General features: G+C 65.7%; 17 protein-coding genes. 8 read left to right on the top strand and 9 right to left on the bottom strand.

From position 1 onward, the window contains the following. Window positions 1-160: 160 nt before the first annotated feature. Window positions 161-469: a non-histone chromosomal MC1 family protein gene (locus tag AArcCO_RS13850; RefSeq protein ID WP_259534084.1), complete on the bottom strand. Its 309-nt coding sequence runs from the start codon at window positions 467-469 to the stop codon at window positions 161-163. Window positions 470-810: 341 nt separating this feature from the next. Here AArcCO_RS13850 and AArcCO_RS13855 point away from each other — a divergent pair, with 341 nt between their 5' ends. Together AArcCO_RS13855 and AArcCO_RS13860 are read left to right on the top strand one after the other, a co-directional pair. After that, window positions 811-1,008, top strand: coding sequence for a SymE family type I addiction module toxin (locus AArcCO_RS13855; protein WP_119820851.1), 198 nt, complete (start codon window positions 811-813; stop codon window positions 1,006-1,008). 64 nt (window positions 1,009-1,072) lie between these two features. Beyond that, on the top strand, window positions 1,073-2,128 hold the full coding sequence (locus AArcCO_RS13860; RefSeq protein WP_259534085.1) for a quinone-dependent dihydroorotate dehydrogenase: 1,056 nt from the start codon (window positions 1,073-1,075) through the stop codon (window positions 2,126-2,128). 51 nt (window positions 2,129-2,179) lie between these two features. Here AArcCO_RS13860 and AArcCO_RS13865 read toward each other — a convergent pair whose 3' ends face one another. Next, the gene (locus tag AArcCO_RS13865) at window positions 2,180-4,825 is read right to left on the bottom strand and encodes a valine--tRNA ligase (RefSeq protein WP_259534086.1); all 2,646 of its coding nucleotides are present in this window, start codon (window positions 4,823-4,825) and stop codon (window positions 2,180-2,182) included. A gap of 149 nt (window positions 4,826-4,974) precedes the next feature. On the opposite strand from AArcCO_RS13865, the gene AArcCO_RS13870 reads away from it, so the two are divergent. Next, complete coding sequence (locus AArcCO_RS13870) at window positions 4,975-5,199, top strand: DUF7569 family protein (RefSeq protein WP_259534087.1); 225 nt, start codon at window positions 4,975-4,977, stop codon at window positions 5,197-5,199. On the opposite strand, the gene AArcCO_RS13875 is transcribed toward AArcCO_RS13870, so the two are convergent. The 4 genes from AArcCO_RS13875 to AArcCO_RS13890 are packed head-to-tail and all read right to left on the bottom strand — an operon-like array spanning window position 5,196 to window position 7,244. Further along, window positions 5,196-5,696 (bottom strand): TrpY family transcription regulator, encoded by a 501-nt coding sequence (locus AArcCO_RS13875; protein ID WP_259534088.1) that lies wholly within the window; start codon window positions 5,694-5,696, stop codon window positions 5,196-5,198. The genes AArcCO_RS13870 and AArcCO_RS13875 overlap by 4 nt on opposite strands. Window positions 5,697-5,755: 59 nt before the next feature. After that, window positions 5,756-5,989: a DUF8149 family protein gene (locus AArcCO_RS13880; RefSeq protein ID WP_259534089.1), complete on the bottom strand. Its 234-nt coding sequence runs from the start codon at window positions 5,987-5,989 to the stop codon at window positions 5,756-5,758. Between the two features lie 60 nt (window positions 5,990-6,049). After that, a complete protein-coding gene (locus tag AArcCO_RS13885) occupies window positions 6,050-6,397 on the bottom strand; it encodes a DUF8113 family protein (RefSeq protein ID WP_259534090.1) in 348 nt (115 codons plus the stop codon). Between the two features lie 10 nt (window positions 6,398-6,407). Next, window positions 6,408-7,244 carry a Rieske (2Fe-2S) protein gene (locus AArcCO_RS13890; protein ID WP_259534091.1) on the bottom strand — a complete coding sequence of 279 codons (837 nt, stop codon included), beginning with the start codon at window positions 7,242-7,244 and terminating at the stop codon, window positions 6,408-6,410. Window positions 7,245-7,375: 131 nt separating this feature from the next. Here AArcCO_RS13890 and ppc point away from each other — a divergent pair, with 131 nt between their 5' ends. Beyond that, complete coding sequence (gene ppc / locus AArcCO_RS13895; RefSeq protein ID WP_259534092.1) at window positions 7,376-10,081, top strand: phosphoenolpyruvate carboxylase; 2,706 nt, start codon at window positions 7,376-7,378, stop codon at window positions 10,079-10,081. Window positions 10,082-10,124: 43 nt separating this feature from the next. Here the strand turns inward: ppc and AArcCO_RS13900 are convergent, their stop codons facing one another. Then, complete coding sequence (locus tag AArcCO_RS13900; protein WP_259534093.1) at window positions 10,125-10,355, bottom strand: DUF7981 family protein; 231 nt, start codon at window positions 10,353-10,355, stop codon at window positions 10,125-10,127. Next, window positions 10,355-10,750: a Rid family detoxifying hydrolase gene (locus AArcCO_RS13905; protein WP_259534094.1), complete on the bottom strand. Its 396-nt coding sequence runs from the start codon at window positions 10,748-10,750 to the stop codon at window positions 10,355-10,357. Before AArcCO_RS13905 ends, AArcCO_RS13900 begins: the two co-directional genes overlap by 1 nt. Before the next feature lie 137 nt (window positions 10,751-10,887). On the opposite strand from AArcCO_RS13905, the gene AArcCO_RS13910 reads away from it, so the two are divergent. Continuing rightward, entirely contained in the window at window positions 10,888-11,550 is a 663-nt protein-coding gene (locus AArcCO_RS13910; RefSeq protein ID WP_259534095.1) for a riboflavin synthase, read from the top strand. Window positions 11,551-11,563: 13 nt separating this feature from the next. Here AArcCO_RS13910 and AArcCO_RS13915 read toward each other — a convergent pair whose 3' ends face one another. Further along, window positions 11,564-12,466 carry a DUF7351 domain-containing protein gene (locus AArcCO_RS13915; protein WP_259534096.1) on the bottom strand — a complete coding sequence of 301 codons (903 nt, stop codon included), beginning with the start codon at window positions 12,464-12,466 and terminating at the stop codon, window positions 11,564-11,566. A gap of 292 nt (window positions 12,467-12,758) precedes the next feature. Here AArcCO_RS13915 and AArcCO_RS13920 point away from each other — a divergent pair, with 292 nt between their 5' ends. From AArcCO_RS13920 to AArcCO_RS13930, 3 genes are all read left to right on the top strand, one after another. After that, on the top strand, window positions 12,759-13,349 hold the full coding sequence (locus AArcCO_RS13920; RefSeq protein ID WP_259534097.1) for a 50S ribosomal protein L15e: 591 nt from the start codon (window positions 12,759-12,761) through the stop codon (window positions 13,347-13,349). Between the two features lie 250 nt (window positions 13,350-13,599). Beyond that, entirely contained in the window at window positions 13,600-14,226 is a 627-nt protein-coding gene (locus AArcCO_RS13925; protein WP_259534098.1) for a hypothetical protein, read from the top strand. Then, window positions 14,223-14,642, top strand: coding sequence for a universal stress protein (locus AArcCO_RS13930; RefSeq protein WP_259534099.1), 420 nt, complete (start codon window positions 14,223-14,225; stop codon window positions 14,640-14,642). The genes AArcCO_RS13925 and AArcCO_RS13930 overlap by 4 nt, the downstream gene beginning before the upstream one ends. Window positions 14,643-14,744 lie beyond the last annotated feature (102 nt).

Raw genomic sequence — 14,744 nt, forward strand, 5'->3', positions numbered from 1 at the left:
TCCGCTCGTACGGGTCGTCCCGCCGGGCGTGCGCCGCGCGTACGACTAACTGTTCGTCACGCGAATAAAAGAGTCGGATTCGACGGCGTCGTCGGCGACCCGATCTTCGCGACCGCCCGACAGGTCGTCACTCTCCGCTGCTACTCGCGGCTACTCGCGGCTACTCTTCGAGGTGTTCGATGCCCTCTTTGGAGACGTTTGCCTCGGTGATCTCCTCGGGCATCCAGTCGGGACTGTTGTCCGGCGCCTCCTCTTCCCAGGCCCAGCCTTCGTAGATGTGGACTTTGTCGGTCCCTTTCTCGCGGAGTCTGAGTTCCTCGGGATCGGCGGCGTCCTCGCTGGGTGCCGGCTCGAGCCGTCGGGCAGCCTTGAGTGCTGCCTGTCGAGGAGTGTTCCCCGAGAACACGCTCGGTTCGTCTCCACCTTCCTCTCGAAGTGCGAAATTGCGCTTACCATCTTCACGTACCATGGTTTTAACCCTCCATGGCAATCGAACACATGATACGTTATAAAAATACCGGGGAAGGCCACCAGAAAGACAGAAAGTATTTAAGCTTCGATCTCGCTCCACCGGAACGAGCGGCGAAAAAAGCGGTTACGGGGCCGATACCGGGGTGAAATCACGGGGTTCAGGGGGCACTGGATGCTCGCGCGCGGTCGGAATCGCCCCACGGCCACCCTGTCCGGGGAGCAAATCGGCGTCCGAACGACCCTCAGCATGGTCGGCTCTTCATCACGGACGGGGGGCCACGGGAGCGCGAAACAACACTTATGTATAGGCTACTCCGAAGTTAGGGATAGATAGGTTCGATGGTCCGGAAAAAGAAGCTCAGCCCGAGTGGGGCCAAGGACGACGACGGGCAGTATCACAACGCCCACGTGAACCTTCACGAAGACGAACTCGCCGTGGCGGGAATGGAGATCGGCGACGAGGTGTTCGTCAGGGTACGGGACGGCAAGATCGTCATCCAGAAGGCGGATTCGGACGAGGTCGAACACGACTTCTAAAGCGACAGTTGACGGCTCCGGCGAGCCGGCGGCTTCTTGTCGCCGGAGGAAGTTTGTCCGGACGATGAGGGCGTACGATCTCCTGAAGCGAGGACTGTTCCTGTTGCCGCCGGAGACGGCACACGGACTCGCAGTGAACGGACTAAAGGCCGTCCAGCGGACGCCGGCAGCGGGGGCGATCGAGCGACGCTGTCGCATCGACGACCCACGCCTCGAGTCCGAGGTGTTCGGCGTGCAGTTCCCCAACCCCGTCGGCGTCGCCGCCGGCTTCGACAAGAACGCGGAGGTGCCGGTGGCGCTTGCGGCGCTGGGCTTTGGCCACCTCGAAATCGGCGCCGTCACCGCCGAACCGCAGGTCGGCAACCCACGTCCACGAGCATTCAGGCTGTCCGAGGATCGGGCACTCATAAACCGGATGGGGTTCAACAACGACGGGGCCGACGCGATCGGACGCCGCCTGGACCGCGGCCCGCTTCCGGACGTTCCGCTCGGCGTCAACATCGGCAAAACGACCGCGACGCCCCTCGCGGAGGCTGCCGACGACTACCGGTACACCTACGAGCGCGTCGCCGAAGCGGGCGACTTCTTCGTGGTGAACGTCTCCTGTCCCAACACTCCGGAGCTCCGCGAACTACAGGACAGAGATGCCCTCGAGGAGATCCTCTCGAAGCTGCAGTCCGCCGGTGCCTCGCCGCTGTTGGTGAAACTCTCGCCAGACCTTCCGGGCCCCGCACTCGAGGAGGCACTTTCGGTCGTCGACGGGATGGGCCTCGACGGGGTCGTCACCACGAACACGACCACCGAACGCCCGAACACGCTGGAGAGCCCGAACCGAAGCCAGCGTGGCGGCCTCTCGGGAAAGCCGATCGAGGACCGTGCGACCGACCTCGTGGGGTACACCGCCCGACGGGTCGACGTTCCCGTGGTCGGCGTCGGTGGAGTCTCGGACGCCGAAGGCGCCTACGCCAAGATCCGGGCGGGGGCGAGCCTGGTACAACTGTACACCGGGCTGATCTACGAGGGGCCGACGATCGCACGCGACATCAACAGGGGACTGCTCGAACTGCTCGAACGGGACGGGTTCGACTCGATAGAAGACGCCGTCGGCGCGGATCTCTAGGCGGGATCCCGCCTTCCGTTCGGCCGACCGCTCACCGCCGACAGCTGCCGATCAGTCGTCGACGCTTACGATGACGACGACGCCGTCGGCGTCGAGGTACGTCCCGTCGCCGGCGTACTGCCGTTCGGTCTCGACCTCGAACATCTCCGGCTCGAGCGCCTCCCCGGCGGCGTGGAGTCGGTCGTCCTCGATCTCGTAGTCGCCGGCCTCGATCGCGGCCTCGATGTCGGGAACGCCGCCGCCGAACTCCGGCCCGACCAGCGAGTAGTCGAGATCGATTCCCGTGACTACCGTCTCGACTGGCGGTTCGGCGCCGGGAAGCACCGCGAGTTCCTCGACGTGCATCACGCCGGTGACGTCCGCTTCGAAGTCGGCGACGTCGGCGTACACCTCGACGCGGTCGAGCGTCGCGTTCAGGGGGAGCTGGTTTTCGCTTTTGTACTTCCGGAGCGCGCCGACGACCGCCATCGCCGCCGCCCCGGCCTCCCGGTCGGCCTCGATCCCGAGCGGTTCGGGCCACGCCTCGAGATGGATGCTCTCCTCGCTTTCGGACGCGTCGTACATCTCCTGCCAGATCTCCTCGGTGGCGTGAGCGAGCAGGGGCGCAAACAGCTTCAGGAACCGCCGGTGGGCGGTCTCGAGCGCGTACTGCGCCGAGCGTTCGTCCTGCCCCTCGCGGATCCGCTGTTTGGCGATCTCGAGGTAGTCGTCACAGAACGTCCCCCAGAAGAACGACCGCAACCGGTCGCGCGCCTTCGAGAACTCCCGGTGTTCGAACTGGTCGGTGAGCGTCTCGATCTCGTCGTCGAGCCGGGCGAGTAGCCACCGATCCAGTTCCCGGAGCTCCTCGGGACGATCGACCGTCCCCTCGGGAGTCAGCGAGTCGACGAGCTTCGAGGCGTTCCACAGCTTCCGGAGCAGTTTCTCGCCGGCGCGGAGCCCTTTCTCCTGGTACGGGAGGTCGTCGCCGACGGCACTGCCGGCCGCCCAGAAGCGCGCGGCGTCGACGGGATACTTCTCGAGCACCTCGTCGGGGGCGACGATGTTCCCTTTCGACTTCGACATCTTCTCGCGGTTCTCGTCGAGCACCATCCCGTTGATCATCGTCGAGTCGAACGGCACTTCGCCGGTGTGTTCGTAACACTTGATCACGGTGTGGAACAGCCAAAAGGAGATGATGTCGTGACCCTGCGGCCTGACGTCCATCGGGTAGATCTCCGGGCGATCCATCGTGTACGACTCCGTCTCGGGGTCCCAGTCCCAGCCGGCGTTGATCAGCGGAGTGAGCGACGAGGTCGCCCACGTGTCGAAGACGTCGTCCTCCGGCCGGAACGACTCGCCCCCGCAGTCGGGACACGCCGCGACCGGCGGGTCGTCCGAGAGCGGATCCACCGGGAGGTCGTCCTTTTCTGCGAGGATCTCGGTGCCACAGGAGTCGCAGTACCACACCGGGAACGGGATCCCCGAGGAGCGCTGCCGGGAGATACACCAGTCCCACTGGAGCCCCTCGACCCAGTGTTCGTACCGGGTGAGCATCTTCTCGGGGAACCACTCCATCTCCCGACCCGCCTCGAGATACTCGTCGGTCCTGTCGAGCACCTCGACGTACCACTGTTCGGTGACGAGGAATTCGATGCCCGTCCCGCACCGTTCGTGGACGTTGACTGTGTGGGTGATCTCCCACCGGTCGAGCAGCGCCCCGACGCCCTCCAGGTCCTCGACGATCTCTTCGCGCGCGTCCGTCGCGTACAGCCCGGCGTACGCGCCGGCGACGTCGGTGAGGTGCCCCGACTCGTCGATGGCGATCCGCAGCGGGAGATCGTGGGCGCGGTACCACTCGATGTCGGTCTGGTCGCCGAACGTACAGCACATCACGATCCCCGACCCAGTCTCCATGTCGACGCGGTCGTCCTCGAGGATCGGCACCTCCTGGCCGAAGATGGGGATCTTCGCATGGTTGCCGACGAGGTGGGCGTTCTCCTCGTCGTCGGGGTGGACGAACACCGCAACGCAGGCCGGGAGCAGTTCGGGACGGGTCGTCGAGATCGTGAACGTCTCCGGGAGGTCGTCGTCCGCCGCCGCTTCGACGACCTCGAATGCGATGTCGTGGAAGTGTGACCCCCGCTCGTCGTCCTCGGTTTCCACCTGCGAGATCGCCGTCTCGCATTCGGGACACCAGATCGCCGGCGCCTCCTCGCGGTACTCGCGGCCCTGCTCGTAGAGGTCGACAAACGACAGCTGGGAGACGCGTTGCACCTGCGGGGAGATCGTGCGGTAGGTGTTGTTCCAGTCGATCGAGACCCCCATCGACTGCATCTTCTCGGTGAACTCCGCTTCGTACTCCCTGCACACCTCCCGACACTTCTGCTGGAACTCCCGACGGTCGAAGTCCTGGTGGCGGATGTCCAGCTCCCGTTCGGTGAGTCGTTCGCTCGCGATCCCGTTGTCGTCGTAGCCGAACGGGAAGAAGACGTCGCGCCCGCGCATGCGATGGAATCGGGCGACCACGTCCTGGAGGATCGACCCGTATACGTGACCCCAGTGGAGGCTCCCGGATACCGTCGGCGGCGGCGTGTCGATCGCGAAGGCGGTGTCCGGGTCGGCTTCGGCGTCCGGATACGAATACGTCTCGTCGTCGACCCAGCGTTGCTGCCACTTGGATTCGACAGCGTCGGGGTCGTAGTCTCCACTGGGCATTGCTACGGCGAGTATAGCCCGCCATCATATGTTAAACGGCACGATTGTGTGGCGAGACGTGGCGACGGTGTGGCGAGACGTGACGACGGGACTGGGCGGGACGACTTCGGGGACAAACGCTTTTATCATCTCCGCCGGGACTGGGCCCCATGAGCGACGGAGAGGAGGACAATCCCTGCCACGCCTGCGGCGAATCGACGACCGACGCGCTGTCGCGAACGGTCAGGCTGAGCGTCGACCGGTCGACGATCGACACCCAGCGGCTCTGCCCGGAGTGTTTCGCCGAGTGGATCGCCCGCTACGAGGAAGAGATGAAAAACGAACAGGACGCCGGAATCGGAGGCGACCCGGACTCGGAGATCATCGTCGACTAAAACTCCACGCGCCGGACGTACGACAGCTCCCTGATCTCCACGAGCAGGTCACCGGGCAACGGATCGTCGGTGATGACGTACAGCTTCGGCTCGTCGGTGAACTCCGGGTCGTCCGAGAGCACCTGCCTGATCGAGATCCCCCGGTCGGCGATCAGACCGGTGATCTCGGCGACGATGCCGGCCTCCTCGGCCGCGCCGACCTCGACAGTGAGCACCGACAGGTCCAGCACCGGCGCGAGATCCATCAGGCTCGGGATCGCGGAGATGTTTCCGAAGATCTCCCGAAGCTGTGGGTCCTCGAGGATCGCGTCGGTGGTCGAATCCACGACTCGACGGTCGACGTCCAGCTCGCGCGCGATTCCGGTGTAGGGGATCTCGATCCCGCCGGAGACCACCCGGCCCTCCTCGTTGACGGAGAAGCCTCGCTCGAGCAGCAGCCGAATCACCGCCTGCTGGCTCGGCGATCCCTCGAACTTGCCCATGATCTCGTCGAACATCCGTTGCCGGTGTTGTCGACGGCGCGAGGTTAATCCTTGTGGGTCCCCCCGGCCGAGACTCACTCGTCTGTGAGTTCGTCTCCGTCGTCGAAAAGCCCCATGTCGGTCGCAACGAGGTCCGCGATGTGCTCGGCGATCGCGGGATCGACCTCGGCGACGTCCTCGCCGTCGTGGAGCCGCCGGTTGTGTCGCTCCACGGTGTCGGCCACCTCCTCGAGCGGGACGCGGGATCTCGTCTCGCAGGCCGGACAGACGATCGGCACCCTGGGCTCCTCCTCGTCGTCAGTTGCCATCGGCTCGGGATACGCGGCAAGGATACAAAAAGCAACGCGACCCGGTCTCGGGGCGAACGGTCACGCGTCGTCGGAGTCTACAGCACCGTCGTCCGCGTCGGCGGCCGTCGCGAGCGCGTCCGGATCGATCTCGTCGACCGCCCCCGCGAGGGAGGCGGCGTCGCTTGCGACCGTCGTGTGATCGACGCCGGCCTGGTCGGCGACGAGCCGGACGTGGGCCGCCAGAAGCGACAGCGCCTGGAGGCCTTCCTCCCGAGGGGAGTCGGCACGCTGGGCGAACGTGGTGTCGACCTCCTCGCCGTCCCGGACGACGCCGACGACAGCTGCGGTGACGCCGTCGTCGTCGAGCAGCTGCCGGGCGTACTCGAGTTCCCGCGCGAACTGCTCGTCCTCGCTGGGTGATGTCACGCGTGGGACCTCACTGTGGGCGCGGCCGGGCGATGAACAGCGTCCGGACGATGTTGAACGGGTCGTACACCGACTGGTGACACTGACAGTACACCTTGTCCTGGGCGTCGTACCGGACCGAGTCCGGAGTCCGTTTGTAGCCGGGGACACAACAGAAGTGCGTACAGACGTTGAGATACGCGAGGAACCCCTCCTCGGTCGACGCTTCGAGCCACTCGCTTTCCTGTGCGGCCTCTTCGATCTGCGTCGACCGGATCACGTTGACCGGCAGCACCTCGTCGGCGCCCTCCGAGCGCCACCGGCAGGTTGCGGGCTTGCCGACGCCCGCAGCGCCGATCTCGTTGCCCCACTCCTGATAGTCGTCGAAATCGTCGATGTGGAGCCGGTCGCCCTCGTCGTACGTCTCTCCCTGCCAGTCGTATCCCGGGCTGCCGGTGACGTGAAAGTAGTTGTCCGAATCGAAGTCGGGCTGGATCCCGGCGGCACCCTCGTAGCCGCAGTACTGGAACCACTCGCCGGAGTAGGTCTCGCCGCCCAGTTCCATTCGCGCGACCTCGACCTCGACCCCCTCGACGACCTCCGTCTCGATGTCGGGCCAGACGCCCCGGAGATACCCCTCGTCGTCGAGTTCGACGGGGATCTGTGGCATCCCTCTCGGCGCCGGACCGCCAGTACGTTCGATGGCCATCGCCTCCGTCTGGCCGCCTCCCGCGCCAGTCTGTGTCGTCAGGGTGTTGATCGACGCGATGCCCGCCGCGCCGACGCCCGAGAGCGCGGCACCGCCGACGACACCCTTCACGAACCGGCGACGTCCGGATTCGGAGGGATACTTGTCCTCTTCGGTCATATCGCTCCCTACGGCCCTGCAGTAAAAAGCATGACGACCGAAGGCGTCCGCCAGCGGGTGATCGAGGGGCACGGAAGGCAAAAATTTGGGGGAGTAATGGTTTTTAGCAGTGGGAAACCAACGGCCGTGGCATGGAGTTACACGACAGGAGCGTCCGCCGCGACGTACGTGAGCTCGGGGCACTCCTGGGAGACGTACTGGAGACGCAGACGTCGACCGAGTCGTTCGAAACCGTCGAGGAGCTTCGAACGGACGCGATCTCTTACCGGGAGGGGGATCTCGACACGCGAAACCCGATTCGGGATCGAATCGACGAACTGTCCCCGGACGAGGCGAGCGTTATCGCGCGTGCATTTACCGTCTACTTCGAACTGATCAATCTCGCGGAGGAGCGCGAGCGTGTTCGCGCCGTCCGGCGCGGTCGACAAGAACACACCCTCGAGGACACCTTCGACCGAACGGTGTCGGAACTGGCCGAACAGGGCGTCGACGGGGAACAACTGCAGGCGATTCTCGACGACGTGTTGGTCGAGCCGACGTTCACCGCTCACCCGACCGAAGCACGGCGGGGGACCGTAAAGGCGAAACTGCGGTCGATCGCAGAACACATCGAGGAGCTCGACGAGCGCCGCCTGACCGACCGGGAGCGGGAGGCACTGTGGCGGAAGATCGACGCCGAGGTGAACAGCCTGTGGGGAACCCGACAGGTTCGGGAGCGTCGTCCGGAGCCGACTGACGAAGCGCTGAACGTCCAGTGGTACCTCGAGAACACGCTGTTCGACGTGATCGGGGAGACGTACCGCGAACTCGAGTCGGTGGTCGACGAAGAGTTCGGCGACGTCGAGATCCCGAAGCTGTTCGAGTTCCGGTCGTGGGCCGGCAGCGACCGCGACGGCAACCCGTTCGTCACGCCGGAGGTGACCAGCGAGACGCTCTCGCGTCAGCGGTCGGTCGTCGTCGAGAAGTATCGCGACGAACTGAAGGTGCTGTCGGCGGCGCTCAGCCAGGACGGTGCCCGGTACGACACGGGACCGGCGTTCACCGAGCGGCTCGAGGCCGACAGAAACCGGTTCCCCGGGCTCGCATCGGAGATCGAAACCAGATATCCCGACGAGCCGTACCGCCAGAAGCTGCGCTTCATGCGCGAGCGGCTCGCCCGCGTCGACGACGTCCGGCCCGGAGAGTACGACGGCCCCGAGATGTTCATCGAGGACCTCGACGCGATCCACCGGAGTCTCCTCGCCAACGGCGGACAGGCAGTCGCCGCGGAGTTCGTCGAGCCGCTGCGCCGACAGGCCTCGACGTTCGGCTTCGCGTTGGCGTCGCTGGACGTTCGGGACCACCAGGAGAACCACACCGAGGCGGTCGCGGAGGCGCTGGAACGCCAGGAGATCGACTACCGCGAGCTCGACGAGGAGGAGCGCATCGAGCTGCTCACCGATGCGATCCTCCAGGAGGAGCCGGTGATCGACCCGTCGGATCCGGGGCTGGTCTCCGAGACCGCCACGCGGGTCCTGTCGCGGTTCGCCAGGCTGGCCGACTGGCAAGACGAGTACGGCATCCAGGCGATCGACACCTACTGCATCTCGATGACCGAGGAGTCCAGCCACGTGCTCGAGGTGCTGTTTTTGGCAGATCAGGCCGGCGTGGTCGCGCTCCCCGATCACTGCGGGATCGACGTGGTGCCGCTTTTGGAAACCGAGTACGCACTCGACGGCGCCGAGCGCATCATGGGTCGACTGTTCGAAAACGAGGCGTACGCACAGGCGCTCGCGACCCGGGGGAACACCCAGGAGGTGATGCTCGGTTACTCCGACTCCAACAAGGAGAACGGCTTCCTGGCTGCCAACTGGTCGCTGTACCGCAACCAGAAGCGACTCGCGGCGATCACCGACGCCTACGACGTCGACCTCCGGCTGTTCCACGGCCGCGGCGGGTCGATCTCCCGGGGCGGCGGGCCGATGAACGAGGCGCTGCTGGCGCTGCCAAACGAGACGGTGACCGGGCAGGTGAAGTTCACCGAGCAGGGCGAGGCGATCGCCGAGAAGTACGGCAACCCCGACATCGCCGAGCGCAACCTCGAACAGATGCTCGACGCCCAGGTTCGGTCGCGACACCGGGCGCTCGAAGAGCCCGTCGAGGCGGTAGAGGACGAGTGGCGCAAGGCGATGCAGACGATGGCGGACGCCGCCGGCGAGTCGTACCGAGAGCTGCTCGAAGCCGATGGCTTCGTCCAGTACTTCGAGCAGGCGACCCCGATCACGGTGATCGAGGACCTCAACCTGGGCTCCCGGCCGGCCTCCCGGACCGACGAGCGCAGCGTCGAGGACCTCCGGGCGATCCCGTGGGTGTTCTCCTGGACGCAGTCGCGGTGTATCCTCCCCGGCTGGTACTCACTGGCCTCCGGGATCGATGCGTATCTCGAGGCCGCAGCCGACGAGGAGGCCGCGCTCGAGACGCTCCAGGAGATGCACGACGAGTGGCCGTTCTTCCGGACGACGCTGGACAACGCCGCGGTGGCGCTGGCCCGAACCGACATGGAGATCGCCACGGAGTACGCCGAACTCGCGGACGCGGAACTGCGCGAGGAGTTCTTCCCGCATCTCCGGGCGGAGTACGAACGGGCAAGCGAGCTCGTCCGCACCATCACCGGCCGTGAGTCGCTGGAGCGCCGCGAGTGGCTCGAAGGGAGCCTCGAACGCCGCAACCCGTACGTCGATCCGCTAAACCTACTACAGGTGGATCTGCTCGACCGGACCCACCGCACGCCCGAAGAGGAGCGCACCCTCCGGCTGACGGTCAACGGGATCGCTGCCGGAATGAAGAACACGGGATAGCGCGGGCCCGGGATAGCTCGAACGTCGTAACGATCGCTTTCCGTTACCGACCCAGCTGCAGGAGCCGCGGTTCGAACAGGTACGCCGTCACACCGAGGACCGCACCGATCGCACCCGCGAGAGGGAACAGTCCCGCGTAGCCGAACGGCAAGTCGCCGTCGAGCAGGAGGTACCCCTGTGCGACGACGAGGAACACGAGCGCGCCGATTACCCCCCACAGCAGCGCCGATTTCCGTCGATCGCGGGGATGGATCGGGGGACCGTCGTCAGCCATCACTCGGGGGCGGCGTCCGGAACGACGGCGACGGCCTCGACCTCGACGCCGACGCCCTTCGGCAGCGCGCCCGCCTGGACCGCCGACCGGGCAGGCGGTTCCTCCTCGAAGTAGGTGCCGTACGTCTCGTTCATCTCCTCGAAGTCGTCGATGTCAGCGAGGAACACCGTCGTCTTCAACACGTCCTCCGGGCCGGCGCCGGCCTCCTCGAGCACCGCGAGCAGGTTGTCGAGTGCCAGCTCCGTCTGCTCTGCGATCGGGGCGTCATCGAGCAGTTCGCCGTCCGTCGTCAGCGGGATCTGTCCGGCCGTGAACACGAGTTCGCCGGTCGTCGTCGCCTGACTGTACGCGCCCACTGCCGCCGGTGCCTCGTCGGTACTGATGATCTGCTTCATGCGGTTTCCTTTCGTCGCCCGGGGTTCATTAATGGTTCTTCCTGCGCTAGGTCTGCCGGATCCGATGCCGAGGACGATGCGGACACCTCCGGTGCAATATCGACAGCACCTAAACCGCCCCGCGTGTAGCCTCGCGTATGTTCACCGGCATCGTCGAGCGGAGCGGGGAGATCGTCGGCGTCGAACGCACCGAAGACGGGCGACGGCTCGCGATCGCGGCGCCCGGAATCGAGGACGTCCACCACGGACAGTCGATCGCGATCAGCGGCGTCTGCCTCACCGTCGAGCGACACGGCAAAGAGGTCGAGATCGTCGAAGCCCGCCCAGAGCTGGGGGACGCCCCGGGGGCCGACGATCCCGAGGCGGGCAGCGTCTTCGAGGTGTTTCTCGCGAGCGAAACCGTAGACAAGACGTACCTCGGGGAGCTGGGCGTCGGCGACCGGGTGAACCTCGAGCGCGCGCTCGCGGCCGACGGCCGGTTCGACGGCCACCTGGTGCAGGGCCACGTCGACACGGTGACGACGGTGACGGGGATCGAACGCGTCGGGGAGGACTGGACCTTCTCGTTTGCCGTCCCCCCCGAGTTCGACCAGTACGTCGTTCACAAGGGGTCGGTCGCGCTGGACGGCATCTCGCTGACGGTCGCCGAGCGCCGCGAGGACGAAATGGACGTCGCCATCATCCCGACGACCTACGAGCTCACGACGCTGTCCGACAAGGAGGTCGGCGACCCCGTCCACCTGGAGGTCGACGTCGTCGCGAAGTACGTCGAATCGATCGCACAGGGCTACCTGGAGTAAGACCCCGCGGTTGTTACGACCGGTCGAACTCGATGACTGATAGCTCCTCGTCCAGGAGGACCGACAGCTCCTCCCCGTCGACAGTCACGGTGACCGCGACCCGCACCGGGTCGTCGTCCACGATGGATTCGACGGACTCGACCGACTCGGGTCGCTTCCAGAGCGCGATCTCCCGGTAATCGTATCCCGCCTCGTACAGCAGGGAGACGACAGCCGGGTGATCGAGGAGGAGCGAAACCGCCGAGGTGTGCGAGACGAGTCCACACTCCCGACATTCGTGGACGACCTTGACGCGACCGTCGGGCGGGTCGTCGCCCTCCAGTTGTGCTCGGGCCACTCGTGCGTCGATCGGACCGTTGCAGAGCGGACAGAACCCGCGAATCGTCTTCTGGATCTCCGAAAGTGTGTACTGCTGGAGCGCGTCGGGGTTCGATTCGACGTCGTGTGCCCCGACGAGGATCGGCGGCGCGTGCATGACGACCCGGACGTCGCAGTCGTCACACGCGACGGTCACGTGACCGTCGTCGTAGCTCGCTTCGAGGGTTCCCTCACAGCTCTGTTTGGCGCACTCGCCCACTGGATTCGGGTCGAGTTCGGTGTCGGGTTCCGTGTAGACGCCCGAAACGACGGCGCCGATGATCTGGGCGCCGGCGTGCGTCAGCGCGTAGCCGTCCTCGCGATGCTGGACGAACCGTGGGACGAGCTCCGAGAGGTGGTAGTTGAACCGCCCGGAATCCCGGACGCCGACACGCTCCCTGAGGTCCGAAAACGGGACCGGGTCGCGCTCGGGACCGTCGATCTCCTCGGGCGATTCGGTGTGGATGTCCCACAGCGCCTGCAGGATCTCGAACCTGGTGTCGTTGGCGACGACGCCGAACACGTCGTCGAGATCCGGGACCGGTCTCGCGTCGGTCATACGCGATACTGTGGTGGATAGATATAATCATCCTGTCGGCGGGATCGACGGGATCTGGGGCGGTGTCGGGGCGCGAACCGATCGTCCCGGGCAGCCGACGTTTCGAAGCCCTTAACCCGGTTCTCGAAGTAGCACCGGTAACTCGCTGGCCGACGGGCGACCAGTGGGCACCCGAACCGCCGACGCTCCGGCTCGCGCCGGGGCAGCCGGCGACGGGACGAAATGTGGCCCGGGGCGGAGCCGATCGGTTCCGCCGCCGCGGCTGAATCGCAAGCGCCCGTGGTGAACACCCATGGCACGAAGCTTCTACTCGCACATCAAGGAAGCCTGGCGGGATCCCAGCGACGGGAAACTCGCCGAGCTGCAGTGGCAACGAAAACAGGACTGGCGCGAACAGGGCGCGATCGAGCGGATCGACCGCCCCACGCGGCTGGACAAGGCGCGCGAACTCGGCTACAAGGCCAAACAGGGCATCGTGGTCGTCCGCGTCGCGGTCCGGAAAGGCGGCGCACGAAAGCAGCGCTTCACGGCCGGCCGCCGGTCGAAACGGCAGGGCGTCAACCGCATCTCGCGGCGCAAGTCGATCCAGCGCATCGCCGAGGAGCGCGCCAGCCGGAAGTACCCCAACCTCCGAACGCTGGCCTCCTACTGGGTGGGCGAGGACGGCACCCAGAAGTGGCACGAGGTCATCATGGTCGACCCGAACCACCCCGCGATCGAGAACGACGACGAGCTCAACTGGATCTGCGACGACTCCCAGAAGGGTCGGGCGTTCCGCGGGCTGACCAACGCCGGCAAGTCCAACCGCGGGCTCAACCGCCGCGGCAAAGGCGCCGAGAAGGTCCGCCCGAGCACGACGAAAAACGAGCGCAAAGGCAACTAACACAGCCCATTTTTCAGGGGGCACGGCCCCGCTCTGAAAGGAGTTCGCCAGCGACTGCGAGGGAAGGTCCCACCCGGCCGGTCGGACCGGCCAGCCGTCGCTCAGTTGCACACTGACGGCGACCGGAAGGGGACATATTAACCGTCCACGGGATCCAATTACGGGTAATGACGGGAACTCTGGATCTGGTTTGTGAACCCGACTGTGTCGATCGTACAGAATCGAACGCTCCGCCGCGGGGGGATCGTCGATGAAACCGGGGCGCGTCGACTTCTTCGTCGATCTCACCTACGGGCTATTGATCTTCCTTGCAGTGGTGTTGATCCTCACTGTCGGGACCACAGTCGGGATCGCGTTCGGGCTCGGCGCGCTGGTGTCGTACGGCGTCCACGTCGCCTGGAAGATGGCCCGGTTCGATCCCGAGTGGATGACAAAGGAGGTGACCGAGAACATCGAGGAGACACTGACAGAGGAGGTTACCGAAAGCGTCGGCGAGAAAGTCACCGAGGAAGTCACCCAGGAGGTCGGCGAGAAGGTCACCGAAGAGGTGACCCAGGAAGTCGGCGAGAAAGTCACCCAGGAGGTCGGCGAAAAGGTCACCCAGGAGGTCGGCGAAAAGGTCACCCAGGAGGTCGGCGAGAAAGTCACCGAGGAAGTCACCGCCGAGGTGACCGAAAACGTCACGCGGGAGGTCACCGAGAACGTCGAAGAGAAAGTCACCGAAAGCGTCGGCGAGAAGGTCACCGAAGAAGTCACCGCCGAGGTGACCGAAAACGTCGAACGGGCGCTGTCGGCCGAGATCGACTCGATCATCCAGCAGCTCGAGGAGGTCAACGAACGCATCGACAAGCGACCAAAAGAGGGTGAGGTCGAATGATCGATCGGGTGCTCGTGGCGATGGACAACTCGGAACTTGGCGAGCGCGCCCTCGAATACGCGATCGAGGCGCATCCGAACGCCGAAATCACCGTCTTGCACGTTGTCGGGGAGCCCTCGGGGATGCTCGGAGGGGCGGCCGGCATCGCGCTGGCGGACGACATCGAGGAAGCCGCCGAAGAGCGGGCGGAAGACGTGTTCGATCGCGCGAGAGAGATCGCCGACGAGCACGGCGTCGAGATCGACACCGCAGTCGAGATGGGCCGGCCGGCGCGCGCGATCGTCCGGCGGGCGGAGGCGTTCGACACCGTCGTGATCGGGAGCCACAGCGGGAGTCTCGCCGACCGACTGTTCGTCGGCGACGTGGCGAAGACGGTGTTCCAGCGGTCGCCGGTTCCGGTGACGGTCGTCCGGTGAAACAGTGGATCTGGACCGGACAACCGCCAGATTTCGGGTGGTTCGACGTCGGTACGTGGACGGACACCGCCCCCGACGACAGGCGATTTTATGACATCTCAG

Source organism: Halalkaliarchaeum sp. AArc-CO, assembly GCF_024972735.1.
Taxonomy (GTDB): domain Archaea; phylum Halobacteriota; class Halobacteria; order Halobacteriales; family Haloferacaceae; genus Halalkaliarchaeum.